Annotated in this window: 14 protein-coding genes and 1 pseudogene; 11 read left to right on the forward strand and 4 right to left on the reverse strand. The window is 45.5% G+C overall.

What is annotated here, in order from left to right:
- Positions 1–146 precede the first annotated feature (146 nt).
- The gene (locus tag N5P32_RS16185) at positions 147–1,313 is read left to right on the forward strand and encodes a cation diffusion facilitator family transporter (protein ID WP_265730051.1); all 1,167 of its coding nucleotides are present in this window, start codon (positions 147–149) and stop codon (positions 1,311–1,313) included.
- Between the two features lie 8 nt (positions 1,314–1,321).
- Here the strand turns inward: N5P32_RS16185 and rmuC are convergent, their stop codons facing one another.
- Positions 1,322–2,635 (reverse strand): DNA recombination protein RmuC, encoded by a 1,314-nt coding sequence (rmuC, locus tag N5P32_RS16190; protein ID WP_265730052.1) that lies wholly within the window; start codon positions 2,633–2,635, stop codon positions 1,322–1,324.
- Between the two features lie 192 nt (positions 2,636–2,827).
- On the opposite strand from rmuC, the gene N5P32_RS16195 reads away from it, so the two are divergent.
- The 5 genes from N5P32_RS16195 to N5P32_RS16215 all read left to right on the forward strand — a co-directional run bounded on the left by N5P32_RS16195 (position 2,828) and on the right by N5P32_RS16215 (position 7,673).
- On the forward strand, positions 2,828–3,445 hold the full coding sequence (locus tag N5P32_RS16195; RefSeq protein ID WP_265730053.1) for a YigZ family protein: 618 nt from the start codon (positions 2,828–2,830) through the stop codon (positions 3,443–3,445).
- A gap of 2 nt (positions 3,446–3,447) precedes the next feature.
- On the forward strand, positions 3,448–6,276 hold the full coding sequence (rapA, locus tag N5P32_RS16200; RefSeq protein WP_265730054.1) for an RNA polymerase-associated protein RapA: 2,829 nt from the start codon (positions 3,448–3,450) through the stop codon (positions 6,274–6,276).
- Between the two features lie 6 nt (positions 6,277–6,282).
- The gene (locus N5P32_RS16205) at positions 6,283–6,951 is read left to right on the forward strand and encodes an RluA family pseudouridine synthase (RefSeq protein WP_265730055.1); all 669 of its coding nucleotides are present in this window, start codon (positions 6,283–6,285) and stop codon (positions 6,949–6,951) included.
- Positions 6,952–7,121: 170 nt separating this feature from the next.
- Positions 7,122–7,373 carry a type II toxin-antitoxin system ParD family antitoxin gene (locus N5P32_RS16210; RefSeq protein ID WP_265730056.1) on the forward strand — a complete coding sequence of 84 codons (252 nt, stop codon included), beginning with the start codon at positions 7,122–7,124 and terminating at the stop codon, positions 7,371–7,373.
- Positions 7,374–7,376: 3 nt separating this feature from the next.
- On the forward strand, positions 7,377–7,673 hold the full coding sequence (locus tag N5P32_RS16215) for a type II toxin-antitoxin system RelE/ParE family toxin (protein ID WP_265730057.1): 297 nt from the start codon (positions 7,377–7,379) through the stop codon (positions 7,671–7,673).
- Between the two features lie 493 nt (positions 7,674–8,166).
- Here the strand turns inward: N5P32_RS16215 and N5P32_RS16220 are convergent, their stop codons facing one another.
- The gene (locus N5P32_RS16220; RefSeq protein WP_265730058.1) at positions 8,167–9,102 is read right to left on the reverse strand and encodes a histone deacetylase family protein; all 936 of its coding nucleotides are present in this window, start codon (positions 9,100–9,102) and stop codon (positions 8,167–8,169) included.
- A gap of 59 nt (positions 9,103–9,161) precedes the next feature.
- Positions 9,162–10,259 carry an HD domain-containing phosphohydrolase gene (locus N5P32_RS16225; RefSeq protein ID WP_265730059.1) on the reverse strand — a complete coding sequence of 366 codons (1,098 nt, stop codon included), beginning with the start codon at positions 10,257–10,259 and terminating at the stop codon, positions 9,162–9,164.
- Between the two features lie 153 nt (positions 10,260–10,412).
- Between N5P32_RS16225 and N5P32_RS16230 the strand changes: the two genes are divergently transcribed.
- Entirely contained in the window at positions 10,413–10,871 is a 459-nt protein-coding gene (locus N5P32_RS16230) for an EVE domain-containing protein (RefSeq protein ID WP_265730060.1), read from the forward strand.
- A gap of 114 nt (positions 10,872–10,985) precedes the next feature.
- On the forward strand, positions 10,986–11,987 hold the full coding sequence (locus N5P32_RS16235) for an OmpA family protein (protein ID WP_265730061.1): 1,002 nt from the start codon (positions 10,986–10,988) through the stop codon (positions 11,985–11,987).
- 20 nt (positions 11,988–12,007) lie between these two features.
- On the opposite strand, the gene N5P32_RS16240 is transcribed toward N5P32_RS16235, so the two are convergent.
- A complete protein-coding gene (locus tag N5P32_RS16240; RefSeq protein ID WP_265730062.1) occupies positions 12,008–12,694 on the reverse strand; it encodes a hypothetical protein in 687 nt (228 codons plus the stop codon).
- A gap of 192 nt (positions 12,695–12,886) precedes the next feature.
- On the opposite strand from N5P32_RS16240, the gene miaB reads away from it, so the two are divergent.
- The 3 genes and pseudogenes from miaB (at position 12,887) to ybeY (ending at position 15,796) form a co-directional block, all read left to right on the forward strand.
- Positions 12,887–14,242, forward strand: a complete 1,356-nt coding sequence (gene miaB / locus N5P32_RS16245; RefSeq protein ID WP_265730063.1) for a tRNA (N6-isopentenyl adenosine(37)-C2)-methylthiotransferase MiaB — start codon at positions 12,887–12,889, stop codon at positions 14,240–14,242.
- 44 nt (positions 14,243–14,286) lie between these two features.
- Positions 14,287–15,332 (forward strand): annotated as a pseudogene (locus tag N5P32_RS16250) (PhoH family protein).
- Positions 15,332–15,796 carry an rRNA maturation RNase YbeY gene (ybeY, locus tag N5P32_RS16255; RefSeq protein ID WP_265730064.1) on the forward strand — a complete coding sequence of 155 codons (465 nt, stop codon included), beginning with the start codon at positions 15,332–15,334 and terminating at the stop codon, positions 15,794–15,796. Before N5P32_RS16250 ends, ybeY begins: the two are co-directional and overlap by 1 nt.
- The last annotated feature ends 10 nt before the right edge of the window (positions 15,797–15,806 follow it).

Genomic DNA, 15,806 nt, shown 5'->3' on the forward strand with positions numbered 1-15,806 from the left:
CGTCTCTCTTTGACAACATAGACACCATCACTTTTCAATAAATACACAGAAAATCAATACCTTAATAAACACTTAATACAACGCAAGTAAAATAACCAACCGAATACACCCACGTATTCTCGAACCCAAAAAGAGCGACACACAAGATGACACAACTGATCCAAGAGCAAGATATCGCCAAAAGAGTGACTCTCGTTGGCGCCGTCTGGGATGCCTTATTAGGGGTAGCAAAAATAGCCGCAGGCTACTTATCCCAATCGCAAGCGCTTATGGCGGACGGAATTCACTCATTGTCTGATTTAGTGACCGACGTGTTTGTGTACTTTGCCTCTGCCAATTCCCGCCAAGGCCCAGACGAAAACCATCCATATGGTCATTTGCGTTTTGAGACATTAACGACGGTGTTTCTTGGTATGGTGCTCATCCTTGTTGCGCTTGGCATCGCTTACGAATCGGTGATGGCTGATTCATCACAAGCCGAATTTACCTGGTACGGTTTGGCGGCGCTGATTGCGACCATCGTCATAAAGGAAGCCATCTTTCATTACACAAAAAAAGCGGGAGACAAGATTGGCAGCAAAATGCTGATTGCGAATGCATGGCACAGCCGCAGTGATGCCCTATCGTCAGTGGCAGTGCTTATTGGATTAATCTGTGTGTATTTCGGCTACGGGTGGGCAGACATGGTGGCGTCTATTGTGGTCGCGCTGCTGATCGGAAAAATGGCCATCAGCATGGTGTGGGAAAACCTAGCCGAGCTTGTAGATACTGCTCCTGACCCAAAACTGATTGCCCAAATAAAAGAAACCGCCAACAGCTTAAAGCACGTGATGGCACCTCACGATGTAAGAGCCAGATCCATGGCAGGCAAAATCTACTTAGACATGCACATTCACGTGCCAAGTCATGCCAGTGTGAGTGAAGGTCATTATCTTGGTGATTTGGTTGCTTACACAATTAAACAAGCCCACTCTCAAGTGGAAGATGTGATGGTACACGTCGACACCGATGAAAAAATTCAAACTGACAGTTTTGTTCAGAAAACGGGCAAACCAGCCCATTTAAAACTGCCCGCACGTCACCAAATCATGGCGGATTTGGGCTTTTTATTGCGACAGCATACAAACTACGTGGACATCCCAAATACCCGTTTGCATTATTTAAACAACTGTCTCGACTTAGAGATTATCGCCAACTCTTTGAAAACACCCGAAGGCAGCGATCTAAATCAACTCACGGCTCGAATATTACAAGAGCTAAAAACAACCAATTACATCAACAAAGCCAGCGTTCTTTGGGTTTTCCCAGAATAATAAGAACGCTAGTCACTAGACTCGTCAGTGAGGGTATCGTCGTTAAGATACTCCACTGGCAGCACCTTACTGGTCTTCGCTCCCATCATTTTTAGCTTCTCCGCTCTGGCGACCAAATTACCACGACCTGCCGTGAGTTTTTTCAAGGCCGCATCGTGCGTGCGACTCACTGCCTCTAGCTTGCTACCAATGTCGTCCATATCCTGCACAAAACCAGAAAATTTATCGTACATAGCGCCAGCTTGACGAGCGATTTCGATAGCGTTCTGGCTCTGTTTTTCGTTGCGCCAAATATTTTGAATTGTTCGTAAAGTGGCCAATAAATTAGACGGACCGACGATAATAATATTGTGTTCAAACGCCTCACTAAACAGACCATTATCACCTTGCAACGCCAAACCAAACGCTGCTTCAATGGGGATAAACAACAACACAAAATCCAGCGATGTAACGCCTGGCAAATCGTGATAAGACTTGGCGCTTAGTTCCTTCATATGACGACGAACCGCATCCAAGTGCTGTTTTAGCGCTCGATTTCTGTCTTCATCGGTTTCGGCTTCCATATAAGCCAGATAACTGATCAGCACCATTTTGGAATCGACAATGATTTGTTTGCCTTCAGGCAAGTGAATCACCACGTCCGGTTGCAAGCGACGCCCTTCCGCCGTTTGGTAGGAGGCCTGCGTTTCATATTCGCGACCTTTTTCCAGTCCAGAACGTTCTAAAATTCGTTCTAGAATCACTTCACCCCACCCACCTTGAAGCTTGTTTTGACCTTTCAAAGCGTGTGTCAAACTCACTGCATCGTCACTGATCTTTTGGTTCAATTGCTGAAGACCTTTGATCTCTTTTACCAAAGAAAAACGCTCGCGGGCTTCTTCTTGATAACTCTTTTCCACGCTTTCTTGAAACTTCTGAATTTGCGAACCCAGTGGCGTGAGCAAGGACCCTAACTGGCGCTCGTTTTCTTTTGCTAATTGCTGGCCTTGATGACTCATAATTTCATGAGCCATTTGTTTAAATTCGGTTTCGTTTTGCTTTTTTTGTTCTCGATAAAAGGCCTCTTTTTCCTGCCAGACACTTTGCGCCGCAGCGAATTGCTGCTCCAGAGTCAGGGACTCTTTTTCCAAATAATGTATCTGCTCTTTCGATTGCTGTAAAAGACGCTGTAATTCCTCATTTTGTTGCTGCATTTTTTCCTGTGTGATCTGCCACTGACGGCGCATAGCCTGTACAATACCACCAGCAATGCCAGACAGAAGAATCGCGCCGATACAAAAGCCCGATAACACCCAAACTGATTGCGAAAGCCAATCTGTCATATAAATTTAAACCCGCTATTTTAAATGTCTGTTTTTAACAAAGTGAGGCATTTGCATGACGTCACGAGCAAAGCCAAGACGAAGCAAAAATAGACGAAAAGCGGAGTTTATAGGTTATAAATGAGCATTTTGAGTCTGTTTTTAACACTGTATTGGCGCGCAGCAGTCATGCTAAGGTCTCGATAAGTTTACATGGATTACTACCTAAGCCCAACACACACGCAACGCTTTGATCTAGAAATAAAAAACAGTCAGTTCATCACACACGTTTGTCGTACAAATGGACGTGATGCAGCTAAGGCTTTTATTGAAGAAATGCGTCAACGTTACCCCGATGCCAACCATCACTGCTGGGCATTTATTGCTGGGGTACCGAACAATGCGCATTTATGGGATCAGAGTGATGACGGCGAGCCAAAAGGCACCGCTGGGAAACCCATGCTCAATGTGTTGCAGCATTCAGACTTTGGCGAAACCACCGTTGTGGTAACCCGCTTTTTTGGTGGCGTAAAACTGGGGGCAGGCGGCTTAGTCAGAGCCTATAGCCAAGCGGTGCAAGAAGCGCTTTCGCAAACAGAATATGAAAATGTGTACCCGCGTTGCCCTGTTCAGCTAAAAATCGCCTACCCTTTACTGGGTAAAGTCGAATATTGGCTAGAACAGAGCGACATAGAAATAACCAACAAAACCTACAGTGACAGTATAGTGATTGATCTTGCTGTTATTGAACGTACTTGGCCCGAACATAAACTCGCATTGACGGATTTATGCCAAGGCAGCTTAACTTTAATTGAACCGGACAACGCATAACTATGTACCAAACTGGACAAAGATGGAGTAGCCGCAACGAGCCTGATCTCGGCGTAGGCATGATAGTAGACACACAAAATAAGTCTTTTACCTTGCATTTCCCAGATGCGGAAGCAGATCGTCAATACTCAAATGACCAGACCAGTCTTGTTCGACGTACTCTCACCGTCGGCGATCAATTGCACTTCCAAGATGACACCTTTACCGTATTGGAAGTAGAAGAAATCAACGACCTGATCGAGTACCGCATCAGCGAAGACGACGATTGGCTAGAAGAATCCATCATCCAATTTCCACGTAACGACAAAAACGAGTTAGATTCTTTATTGGCGCTGTCGCCAGCTCGTCGCATGTGGTTCGACTTACGTCGTCATACACTCGAACACCAAGCGGCCAATGCCGCATCACCAGTACGTGGTTTAATGGGTCTGAAAGCCGAACTGCTACCACACCAGATTTATCTGGCGCATGACATCGCAAACCGCCCGAAAGCGCGCGCCCTTTTATGTGATGAAGTGGGTATGGGTAAAACCCTAGAAGCCGGCTTGATCCTGCATCAACGTTTACTGAATGGCCTGTGCAAGCGCGTCTTAATTTTGACGCCAACCAACTTACAACATCAATGGTTAGTAGAAATGCTCCGCCGCTTCCATCAGCCCTTCTCATTGATCAATGAATCCGTGTACGAAGACTTCATGGATGGTGACGACAACCCATTTGAACAGCAACCGTTTGTTATCTCGCCAATCGATTGGGCGAGTCAGCACCCGAAAGCCACACAGCACATGCTGGATGCAGAGTGGGACATGGTGATTGTCGACGAAGCACACCACCTTGCTTGGCACCCAGAAACACCCAGTATCGGTTATCAAGTCGTCGCTCGTTTAGCGGCAAAAACCGAATCCCTATTGCTACTCAGCGCCACACCAGAGCAAACGGGCGAGCGCGAACACTTCTCTCGTTTACAACTCTTGGATGCCGACCATTATCACGATTTTGATCACTACCAAGCGCAGCAAAAAGCATTCAAACAAGCCGCAGAGTTAGCCGAAGCGCTATTACCCTTCAGCCAAGAAGACAGCACACCAGAAGCCTTGGATTGGAATTCAGCTTTTGGGGCTTACCTAAACGAAGTGAGCGCCAAAGACTGGTTCCAGACACTGACAACACAAACAGGCGCTACACGAACTGAAGCCGCGAAAGAAGCCATTAGTTGGCTGATCGACCGTCACGGTACAGGTCGCGAGATGTTCCGTAACACCCGTGCGGCGGTGGGTGGATTCCCTGATCGTTACATTCACTCTTATCCACTGGATAACAACGAATTCTTCGAATCGGCCAATCGCCACGTGCAACCAGAAACCGAAGTCGCGGATGGCTTATGGGAAAAAGACCCTCGTTGGAGCTGGCTGAAAGAATTTCTAGAATGCCAAGCCGATAAAGTTTTGGTGATTTGTCACACGGCTGACATGGCACAATGGCTAAACGATCAACTAACATTTGCGGGCTTCCAAAGTGCCGATTTCCACGAGCAGATGCCACTAATCCATCGCGACCGTGCTGCCGCCTATTTCGCTGACGAAGACGGCGCACAAATTCTAGTGTGTTCTGAAATAGGCAGCGAAGGCCGTAACTTCCAGTTCAGCCATCACATCGTCATGTACGATCTGCCGGAACACCCTGATTTACTCGAACAGCGTATTGGTCGTCTAGACCGTTTAGGACAACTAAACGATGTTCAAATCCATGTGCCGTTCATTAAAAACAGTGTTCAAGAACGCCTATTCAACTGGTATCACCACGCCCTAAATGCATTTTGCCGCACCACGGGATCGGGTGATAAAGTCGAAGAAGCATTTGGCGACAGCTTGCACGCCTACTTGCATGGCCAAGACGACGACACAGACTTACTAAAAGAGGCGCACGTTTATCACGAAGCATTGCTAAAGCAAATGGAAGAAGGCCGTAACCGCCTATTAGAAATGAGTTCGTGCCGCCCGGAACAAGCCCAAGCGTTGATTGCGCAAATCAACCACCAAGCCACCAAAGGGCTACACAACTACATAGAACAAGTGACTCATGCGTTTAACATCTACGCTGACTGCATCAATGACGATCCAGATCGCGCCGCTTGGTTCTTGCGCCCTTCTACCGACATGATGCTTGAAGCTCTGCCAGGTATCGAAGAAGAAGGCAAAATGCTCATGCTTGATCGCCGCCAAGCGAGCCAGCGTGAAGACGTGGCGTTCGCAACGTGGGAACATCCACTGATCACCATGCTTATGGATGAAGTCCAAGGTTTTGACTCAGGCAAGCTTACATCGGCTATCTTACCCATATCAGCACTGCCTGAAGGCACTGTGTTGGTGGAAAGTATGTTCGTCATCGAAGCAACCGCTCACCCACGCTTAAAATTGGCACAATCTCTGCCCATGACCCCCATGTGGCAATTGTCTGACTCAAACGGCAAATTTCTCCATCAGCAATTTACAGCTGACAAATGGGCAGAAAAGCTGAAAGGCGTACCAAACAGAGTCGCGGAACAATGGGTTGCGGCTTTGCGCAAAAACCTCATCGAAGTGCTACAAGCTCACCAGCTCAATGCCCAAGACCAAGCACGCCCGATCGTTCAAGCGGCGAAAACGTCTTACCAACATCGTTGCCAAAATGAAATCGAACGTTTAGTGGAATTGAAAGCCTTCAACGACACCATTCGTGATGAAGACATAGAGCGTCTTGAAACCAACATGCAAGAAGGTTTGACTCGCATCGACGAGCACCAAATCCGCTTGGATGCCATTCGTATCATCTTAACAACGAAACCGGAATAACGTCCTGTGCAGGATGTCGTGCCGAGTTTAGAGCTATCTCGCTTAGAGATAATATACGAAGACGAATGGTTTGCTGTGATAAACAAACCTGCAAACTGCTTATCTGTGCCCGGACGTGGCCCAGATAAGCTTGACTCTATCTTGCATCGAGCAGAATGTTTATTTGGCGAAGCCTTTGCGATTCACCGCTTGGATGAAGCCACCTCAGGCTTGATCCTCGTGGCGAAGACCCACGAATGTCAAAAGCGCATGTACGCGCATTTTCGCGAACGAGAAGTCAAAAAAGAATACCGCGCTCAACTGCGCGGTCATCTTTTGGGCGACAAAGGTGAAGTCCGAAAACCACTGCGCTGCGACTGGCCTAACCGACCAAGACAAATCATCTGCACCGACGAATGGAGCAAAGACTCCATCACCTACTGGGAAAAAATGGCCTACGAAGGCAACACCACCCGTGTTCGACTCGTGCCGTTTACGGGACGCTCTCACCAACTTCGCGTCCACATGCAAAGCCTAGGACACTCAATCATTGGCGATGAATTCTACGACCCAGAATTCCAGAACAACCCTCGCCTGCTACTTCACGCCTATCGGCTCGAGTTCAGGCATCCGTTTACCAAAGCATGGATTGCTTTTGTCGCGGCCTGTCCTTTTAACTCACGCCCACCACCCTAGAAGTGAAGGGCGTAGATCAGATGAGACGGGACACGAGGCGTAATCTGACGCTGAAAGCGAAGCTTTCACTTTGTAGGACAAAAAATAAATAGATAACTGGCGTCCATCTATGTTCAATCCAATCAAACAGTATGATATTGTCATACTTTGACTTTACTCGGAGCCCTATTATGAGCATGCATCGAAAAACTGTCACACTAACTAAACAGCAGGATGACTGGATAAAAAGCCAAATTGAGAGTGGTAATTTTGGCAATGATAGTGAATATATCCGCGATTTAATCAGAAAAGATCAACAAGCCAAAGAACATCTCGCAACGTTAAGGCAAGCTCTTATCGAAGGAGAATCAAGTGGAGAAAGTAAGCCTCTCCATATCGCAGCCATTAAAGCGGCTGGCCGTAAACAAATAAAAGCGGAGTAGTGAATGTTTAAGCTGCTCGTCACACCAAAGGCAGAATCTGATCTCACCAAAATATGGCTATACACCTGTGAAAAATGGGGAGTTGATCAAGCAGATCGCTATTTAGATCAACTTGAGGCAGGAGCCCATCAGTTAATCAATCATCCTTCATTGGGCACGAACTATGCTCATGTTTTGCCTGAATATCGTAGATTACTAGTAGAGCACCATGCTATTTTCTATAAAGTGTTAAAGCAAGAGATCTGTATTATTCGAGTACTCCATGAAGATATGGATGCATCACAAAGGCTTTTGGGTTAACGACGTCTTTCTTTGTTCTACCGACGTCTTTGCAGCGTCGATCAATTAACACTATGGAATAAATGAAAAATATACATGAATGTGACAGTATTCCGTCTAAATCAGTTCTCATTACTAACCTATCAGATGATGGTGATTATGAAGAAGGTCAAGAATGGTTAATGGCGTTAACTCATCAATTAAAAACTGGGAAAAATATAGGACTGCATTCCATAACCTGGAGATCGACCTGGATGAGTTTTCAGGGCTAGAGGATTTCACCAGGAAACATTTGTAGAATAGCAAAATTAATAAGCCTCCCAATTTTGGAAGCCTGTCATATAAAATATCGAGATAGCTGGCTAGTCTGATATAAGCTTGCACTCTTCAAACTGGTTATACACGCAACACTTCTTCTTTTCCCACCACCAAAGGCTTTACCAGCTTCGCCTCCTCTTGATAGCGGTTTCTTGTATCCCAAAGATCGACGGCGTTTTGTTTTACGCATTTGCAGCTACCTTAATATAGGGGTGTCGTTCAAAAAATATTTCTGCCAAATCTGACTCGCGGCTTGATGAAGTAAACTGTGTCGCCATGCGACTTTTTCTTCTTGTCTGTCGTAACCGCCGCCAATGACACAGGCGGTAGGCAGTTTTAGGCTAACGCAGGTTTCGATGACGTATGTATCCCTTTCTAGAATGCCTTGGTCAGTTAGGTTAACGTAGCCAAGCCGATCGTCTTGGTGGACGTCGACGCCAGCGTCATAAAAGACAAAGTCAGGTCGATGTTCAGCGAGTATTTTAGGCAGGGTATCTTTTAGAATGGATAAGTATTCTTGGTCATTCGCGCCTTTGGGGATGGCGATGTTAATGCCATCAGTTTGCTTGGTCTGCGGGTAGTTTTCTTCGCAATGCCAAGAAGCAGGAATGATGTCACTTCTGTCTTTAAAGAAGGCAATTGTGCCGTCGCCTTGGTGGACGTCACAGTCAATAATGAGAACTTTCTTAGCTTTGTGTGACTGAATTAAGGCCAATGCCGCGACTGCCAAATCATTAAAGATGCAAAAGCCAGAGCCATAAGAAGGGTGAGCATGATGCGTTCCACCCGCAAGGTGGCAAGCCAGCCCATGCTCAAGCGCTAATTCGCTGGTTAATATTGTACCGGAAACCGCCCTTAGGGTTCGCTCGACGAGCCATTCAGACCACGGCAAACCAATGTCTTTTTCTTCTTTTATTGTGAGTTCACCACGAATAAAGCGCTGTACGTATTCTTTTTGATGAGCGGCCATTAATACGGAAAGGGACAAAGGCGCAGGCGTGTATTCGTTTTCGTCCGTTAGAATCCCTTGCTCCCGTAAACATTCGGCCAGCAAACCAAATTTGCGCATAGGAAAGCGATGCCCGGCCGGAAAAGGAATACTGTAGTGGGGGTGAAACACAAGGGGTAGCAAAGTGACATCCATCGATAATCTAGCGTGATCAATTTATACGAACACAATGCTAACAAGGCTTACTGGTTTTTTGCGACCAAAACTTTTCTTATTGCTGCGTTAAATGATTCAATTAGATGTGGAGGAAAACCTTTACCGCTTTCAAAGTTCACCATTTGCACTGCTCTCATGGCACTTTTGCGGTATTCGCTGCCAGATTTACCCCACACGATATCAATAAACATCACCGCCATGGAAAGAATAAATGCCCCCTGCGGTATTAGTGACCCCACTAAACTTTCAGGAAAACCAGTACCATCAAATCGCTCTTTATGTGATTTCACCATAGCGACAGCGTCTTCCCACCCTTCGTGTTTGGCCAACAACTTGGCACCGACCATAGGATGATTGTGTTCAGCTTGTCGTTTTAATTCTTCATCGTCTTTACAACTTAAAATCGGCGCCATGCCCATATTGTGCATATACGCCGCTGCACTGAGTTGTGCTGGGTCAACCGGTGTCACGCATTCGGCATTGATTAATTGGCAAAGCTTCAAAATACGTTCACTTCGCTCAGAAGAATACCCAAGCAAACGATTCAGCTTTTGACTAAACCCAATAAACAAATCAATATCGGCTTGTTGCGATTCCGTAAATTCTACTTTAATAATGACAGATGCTGGCAATGCCTCTTCTGGGACATCCTCTGTTTGATTGCACTTACGCAATAAAGCCGCCGCCATATCAGGGCGTTTCGAGTCGTCTTCTTCCGCGTATATGGCGTCTAAACTTTGCTGAAGTTCGTCTCTCACGGCACTTTCAGCGACATGGGACTGATAAATCTGTTTCAGCAGGTCGTACACTTTCTCAATGACAACAATGATCAATTCACCCAGGTAGTGGTGATATTGAATGTATCCGCCACGCATGCCATCGACAATTTCCTCAAGTTTGTGCAGCACACCAACCAAAGGGTCTAGAAAGCAAACGGAGCAGTTGCCTTTCATGCTGTGGAGCGAACGAAATAGGTTGTCCAACTTATCGAAAGAGAAACCTTCACTTTCGATGCTGTTGATAATGTCTTCTATTTCTTGCTGAGCTTCCACGTAGCATTCTAGCAAATCGTCCTTGAGCTCTTTTTCCAACGCTGAAAACGCTTTACAAGCAAAGTGGCTCATTTTTTTCTTCCATTACAAGGAGCTAAGTAACTCAAAAAAGCATTGAGGCTATTCAAGTCATTCGGTAGTCTCGTATCCTCACTCTTATTATTGTAGATAGAATATTTGTAAGCGTGAACATATAGTATGTTTCATTGTGAAAACGAGGTCCTCATGCCAAATTATTGGCTCATGAAATCCGAGCCGGATGCTTTCTCCATCGATGATCTAAAACGGCTAACGCAATCTCCTTGGGACGGCGTAAGAAATTACCAAGCCAGAAACTTTATGAAAGAAATGAAAGTCGATGATTTGATCTTTTTCTATCATTCTAGCTGCTCGCCCGCCGGCATTGTTGGTGTCGCCAAAGTCTGCAAAGAAGCTTACCCAGATCACACCAGCTGGGACCCAAATAGTCCTTATTTCGATGCCAAATCGACGCCAGAAAAACCAAGATGGTTTATGGTCGACGTGGCATTTGTCGAAAAGTGGTCAAGTATTCTAACATTAGCAGAATTAAAGCAAAGCCCTGCACTGGCCGATATGGTATTAACACAAAAAGGAAGCCGATTGTCGGTGATGCCCATTTCCAGTGATGAATGGGACTATATCACTGCCATATTAAAAAAATAAATTTCGCTTATCTCTTTTAATTCTAAGAAAAATAGGACATTCGCCCTAACATGGCGCCCTACAAGAAGTAAGCAACACATAGAGTATTTGAAAATGGTTCGCAAGATAGCAAGGATGGCTATTATATTGTCTGGCTTATACAGTGGATTAACACTCTGTCAGGCGTTATACCCAAGTAGCCTCATTAGCTCATTAAAAGATTCGGATAAAGACGGTGTTATAGACGCTAGGGATTCATGCGCTAATACACCGCTAGGCAGCAAAGTTGATAACCAAGGCTGCCCAATCACGGAATTGGAATACCACAATTTTGACTTTGATGTTCAGTTCGATACCGCTCGCTACCAACTCTCCTCCGATTTTTACCCTCAACTACAAAGCCTAGCGTCTTTTTTAAAACAAACACCCAAAACGCGGGTTCTAATTGAAGGCCACACAGACAATACAGGGCAAGCTCGTTTCAATTTAATGCTGTCTAAAAAGCGGGCAGACGCCATTGCGGAAAAGCTCGTTACCAATTTTGATATTGAAACCGACCGATTGAAAACCTTTGGTTATGGACAAGAGCGCCCTATTGCATCGAATGATACAGAACAAGGTAGGATGCGAAATCGCCGAGTGAGTGGCGAAGTGGTTGTTCCTTTTCGACAACCCCAAAATACCAACTCAGCGTTAACCAAAGACGCTAAACAGAAACAACCTTTTGTAGACCTGCACGAGCTAACCATTCCGTTTAGTCGCAATCAATACCGTGTAAAAAACAATTATCGCCCTTCTATACAGAGCATTGGGCAAATATTGCGAGACAATCCGAACACGTTGGTGATCATTGAGGGTTACACGGACAACTCCGGTAGCCGAGATTACAATCTGGCTCTGTCGATCGAACGTGCCAATAAAGTGGCTGACATCATTCAATCTGAATACGCCATCTCAGCGGATCGATTCAAAGTGATTGGCTACGGACAAGACTTCCCTATCGCTTCAAACCTGACATTAGAGGGTAGAATCAAAAACCGCCGAGTCAACACCAGCATTGTACAGACGTTTAAAACATCACAAGAAGTGATTCTGCCGAAGTGGACAATATGGAGCGTGGATCGGCTGGAAAAATAGCCCAGCGATAAAGAACGCTATTAGTGAAATTCACGCTCTCGCTGCTTTAAAGAAACCGCATAATCAAAATAGTATTGAACGACAGCACCAAAATAATCGTAGTCATCACCGGTTCTGGCAATAATCCCAACACTGCCCATTTGATGGTATTTTTTGGGCTGGTAGTAGGTTTCAAGACGCCAACCTATATCATCAATATTGTATTTTTCTCGATAAAGTGAAGTTCGCAAGTCGTCATCAAAGTAGTAACTGATCCCAATGCGCGAACTGGTTACATTGCTCAATGTGGTATCTGCTGAAATATAATTCGTCGTTAAAGAAAATGATCCTAGAAACACCTCTCCAAGGAACTGACCAATAATGTCTCGCTCAGAATCTTGCGACGTGTTCATGGGCTCCAACTCAGTAACCCCAAGACCAATGCCTAAGCGGCCATATTCATTTCTCAGGAACCAATTTGACGACAATTCAGATTGTGCAAAGCTGTCTTTTGTCGACCCTGTCACCAAATAATTGCTGTTTAGTAACACCTGTGTAGACAAATAATCATTAATGGGAATATTCACTTTAAAGTCAATATTCATCAAAGACTTCTCACTTAAAAGCCCATAACCCAGCCCAAAAGCAAAATTAGGCAAGTCACTGTCGGCATAAGCGTTGCCACTTACCGCCACTGCCAATACAAGAACTCGAGAAAATACGGTCAAAACATGTCCACGCTAAAATTTACATCGTAATGCTATTGTGACTTGTCTTTGGCAAAAGCTCCAGCCACAAAAACGACGACTATTTTTGCATAAAATGAAGGGAATTCAGAACACCTCTGGGATTCGGAAGCAAAGCCCAATATAATAGTCGCAAAGTCGATTAGACGAACACATTTTAGGTTTATACGTTACATGGCAAAAAAACTTTTTATCCAAACTCATGGCTGTCAAATGAACGAATACGATTCCTCTCGTATGGCAGATTTACTTGGCGAAAGCCATGAAATGGAACTCACAGACAACGCAGATGAGGCCGATGTTTTATTGCTTAACACCTGCTCTATCCGCGAAAAAGCACAAGACAAGGTCTATCACCAATTAGGCCGCTGGAAAAAGCTTAAACAAAAAAATCCTAACCTAGTCATCGGTGTTGGCGGTTGCGTGGCGAGCCAAGAAGGCGACGCAATTCGCAAGCGTGCCAAGCACGTAGACATGATTTTTGGGCCTCAGACGCTGCACAAGCTGCCAGAGATGGTCAACGCTGCGGGAAAACACATTCCTATTACGGATGTGACTTTCCCAGAAATTGAAAAATTCGACCACCTACCAGCTCCGCGTGTTGATGGCGCAGAGGCGTTTGTTTCCATCATGGAAGGCTGCAGCAAATACTGCACATTCTGTGTAGTACCCTACACTCGCGGTGAAGAAGTGAGCCGTCCATTCGACAGCATTTTAGTTGAAGTCGCGCAATTGGCCGAGCAAGGTGTACGTGAAATCCATCTATTGGGACAAAACGTAAACGCTTATCGCGGTGAAACAGCCGAAGGTGACGAAGCCGATCTGGCAGACATTATTCACGCTGTGGCACTGATCGATGGTGTTGAGCGCATTCGCTTCACAACGTCTCACCCAGTGGAATTCAGCGACAGCTTGGTAGAAGCGTTCCGCACAGAACCCAAACTGGTTAGTCACTTACATCTACCAGTACAAAGCGGTGCAGATAATATTCTGAGTGCGATGAAACGTGGTCATGACCGCCAATATTACATTGATAAAATCAATCGTATTAAAGAAGCCCGTCCAGGCATTAGTTTGTCTTCTGACTTCATCATTGGCTTCCCAGGTGAAACAGATGATGACTTTGTTGACACGATGAATCTGATTCAAGAGATTGGCTTTGATCACTCTTTCAGTTTTGTCTACAGCCAGCGCCCAGGAACGCCTGCGTCAAATTTAGAAGACGACACACCAGAAGAGTTGAAGAAAGAGCGCCTTGCGATATTACAGCGTCGCATTAGTCAGCAAGCCTATGACATCAGCTTATCCATGGTGGGTGAAGTGCACCGCATTTTAATCAGCGGCTACTCTCCTCGTGATCCTGGACAACTTCAAGGCCGAACAGAAAACAACCGTATTGTTAATTTCCGTGCGGTCGACCCTCAGTTGATTGGTAAATTTGCAGACGTGGTTATCACTGATGCTTACCCTAACTCTTTATTGGGTGAGTTAGTCAGCACCGAGCTCGACGCCGACTTTGTCTTACAATAAAAGCACCGTTTCATACAACGTGCTTCAATAATCAAAGGTAAATCTTGGAAACAACACAGACAACTCAACAAATCCGCCTTATCCCAGCCGAAGCAGATGCTTTGGCGGGACTGTGCGGTCAACTCGACGAAAACATCAAGTTAATAGAAAAGCGACTTGATGTTTCTATTAAATACCGCGCAGAACTGTTCGACATTTCTGGTGAAGACTCTGAGCATGTGGCCGCCACCAAAACGCTACTAGAGAACCTTTACCGCGAAGCGCTTGCCAATACGAATGTCACACCCGAAACCATTCACTTATATTTGCAAGAATCCGCAATCGAATCTCTATCGAGCAGCAAAAGGGAAAAAGCGATCAGCTTGTTATAAAAACTCGCAAAGCTTTTATCAAACCCAAGGGCAAAAACCAACAAGGCTACGTCAAACAGATCCGCAAACACGACATCAACTTTGGTATCGGGCCGGCTGGTACAGGCAAAACCTACCTTGCCGTAGCGTGTGCGGTCGAAGCGCTAGAAGCGGATCGAGTTGAGCGCATTATGCTGGTTCGCCCGGCGGTAGAAGCCGGTGAAAAGCTGGGCTTTTTACCAGGTGATTTGTCACAGAAAATCGACCCTTACCTACGCCCTCTTTACGATGCCTTATACGAAATGCTGGGCTTTGAATTGGTCGACAAGTTAATCGAAAAAAATGTTATCGAGATCGCTCCGCTGGCCTTCATGCGTGGTCGTACATTAAACAATGCATTCATCATTCTAGATGAGAGCCAAAACACGACGAAAGAACAAATGAAAATGTTTTTGACGCGCATTGGTTTTGGTTCCACTGCGGTCATCACTGGCGACACGACTCAGGTCGATTTGCCTCGTGGCACCAGCTCTGGCTTAGCGCAAGCCATGCACGTTCTGAAAGACGTGAACGGCATCAGCATGACGCACTTTAGCTCGTCTGACGTTGTTCGCCATCCTTTGGTGCAGCGTATTGTAGAAGCGTACGATAAGTTTGACGTTGAAGTGGAAGCCGAGAAAAAAGCACGTACTGAAGCTCGCCTTGCCGCGCAATCTGAATCATCAACGGGTGACAAATAATGGCCACTGTTGAGCTGGATTTACAAATTGCCACGCAGGAAACAAACCAACTTCCCAGTGAAGCAGATTTTAGACTTTGGGTCGAAAAAGCCTTAGAGAATTCGGATGAAGAATTTGAAGTCACCATCCGCATTGTTGAGGAAGAAGAAAGTCATGCTCTAAATCATGAGTATCGCGGCAAAGACAAATCAACCAATGTTTTATCTTTCCCGTTTGAGTCCCCTCCGGGTTTAGAGTTGCCATTATTAGGCGATTTGGTCATCTGCGCCCACGTGGTGGAAAAAGAAGCCCAAGAACAGAATAAAGAGTTACTTCATCATTGGGCTCATATGACCATTCATGGCATCTTGCATTTATGCGGTTATGATCATATAAATGATGAAGAAGCAGATGAAATGGAATCGATAGAAACAGAGCTACTGGCTTCCCTATCGATTTCCGACCCTTATTTGATTAAAGAGTGAGCTAACACCC

Source organism: Marinomonas pontica (assembly GCF_026191375.1).
Lineage (GTDB): Bacteria > Pseudomonadota > Gammaproteobacteria > Pseudomonadales > Marinomonadaceae > Marinomonas > Marinomonas pontica.

Bases quoted from the DNA above. Each gene is read 5' to 3' on its own strand.
- N5P32_RS16225 (WP_265730059.1), bottom strand. From the start codon at position 10,259: ATGAGCCACTTTGCTTGTAAAGCGTTTTCAGCGTTGGAAAAAGAGCTC.
- N5P32_RS16185 (WP_265730051.1), top strand. From the start codon at position 147: ATGACACAACTGATCCAAGAGCAAGATATCGCCAAAAGAGTGACTCTC.
- N5P32_RS16210 (WP_265730056.1), top strand. From the start codon at position 7,122: ATGAGCATGCATCGAAAAACTGTCACACTAACTAAACAGCAGGATGAC.
- N5P32_RS16230 (WP_265730060.1), top strand. From the start codon at position 10,413: ATGCCAAATTATTGGCTCATGAAATCCGAGCCGGATGCTTTCTCCATC.
- N5P32_RS16195 (WP_265730053.1), top strand. From the start codon at position 2,828: ATGGATTACTACCTAAGCCCAACACACACGCAACGCTTTGATCTAGAA.
- N5P32_RS16215 (WP_265730057.1), top strand. From the start codon at position 7,377: ATGTTTAAGCTGCTCGTCACACCAAAGGCAGAATCTGATCTCACCAAA.
- miaB (WP_265730063.1), top strand. From the start codon at position 12,887: ATGGCAAAAAAACTTTTTATCCAAACTCATGGCTGTCAAATGAACGAA.
- rapA (WP_265730054.1), top strand. From the start codon at position 3,448: ATGTACCAAACTGGACAAAGATGGAGTAGCCGCAACGAGCCTGATCTC.
- rmuC (WP_265730052.1), bottom strand. From the start codon at position 2,635: ATGACAGATTGGCTTTCGCAATCAGTTTGGGTGTTATCGGGCTTTTGT.
- N5P32_RS16235 (WP_265730061.1), top strand. From the start codon at position 10,986: ATGGCTATTATATTGTCTGGCTTATACAGTGGATTAACACTCTGTCAG.
- ybeY (WP_265730064.1), top strand. From the start codon at position 15,332: ATGGCCACTGTTGAGCTGGATTTACAAATTGCCACGCAGGAAACAAAC.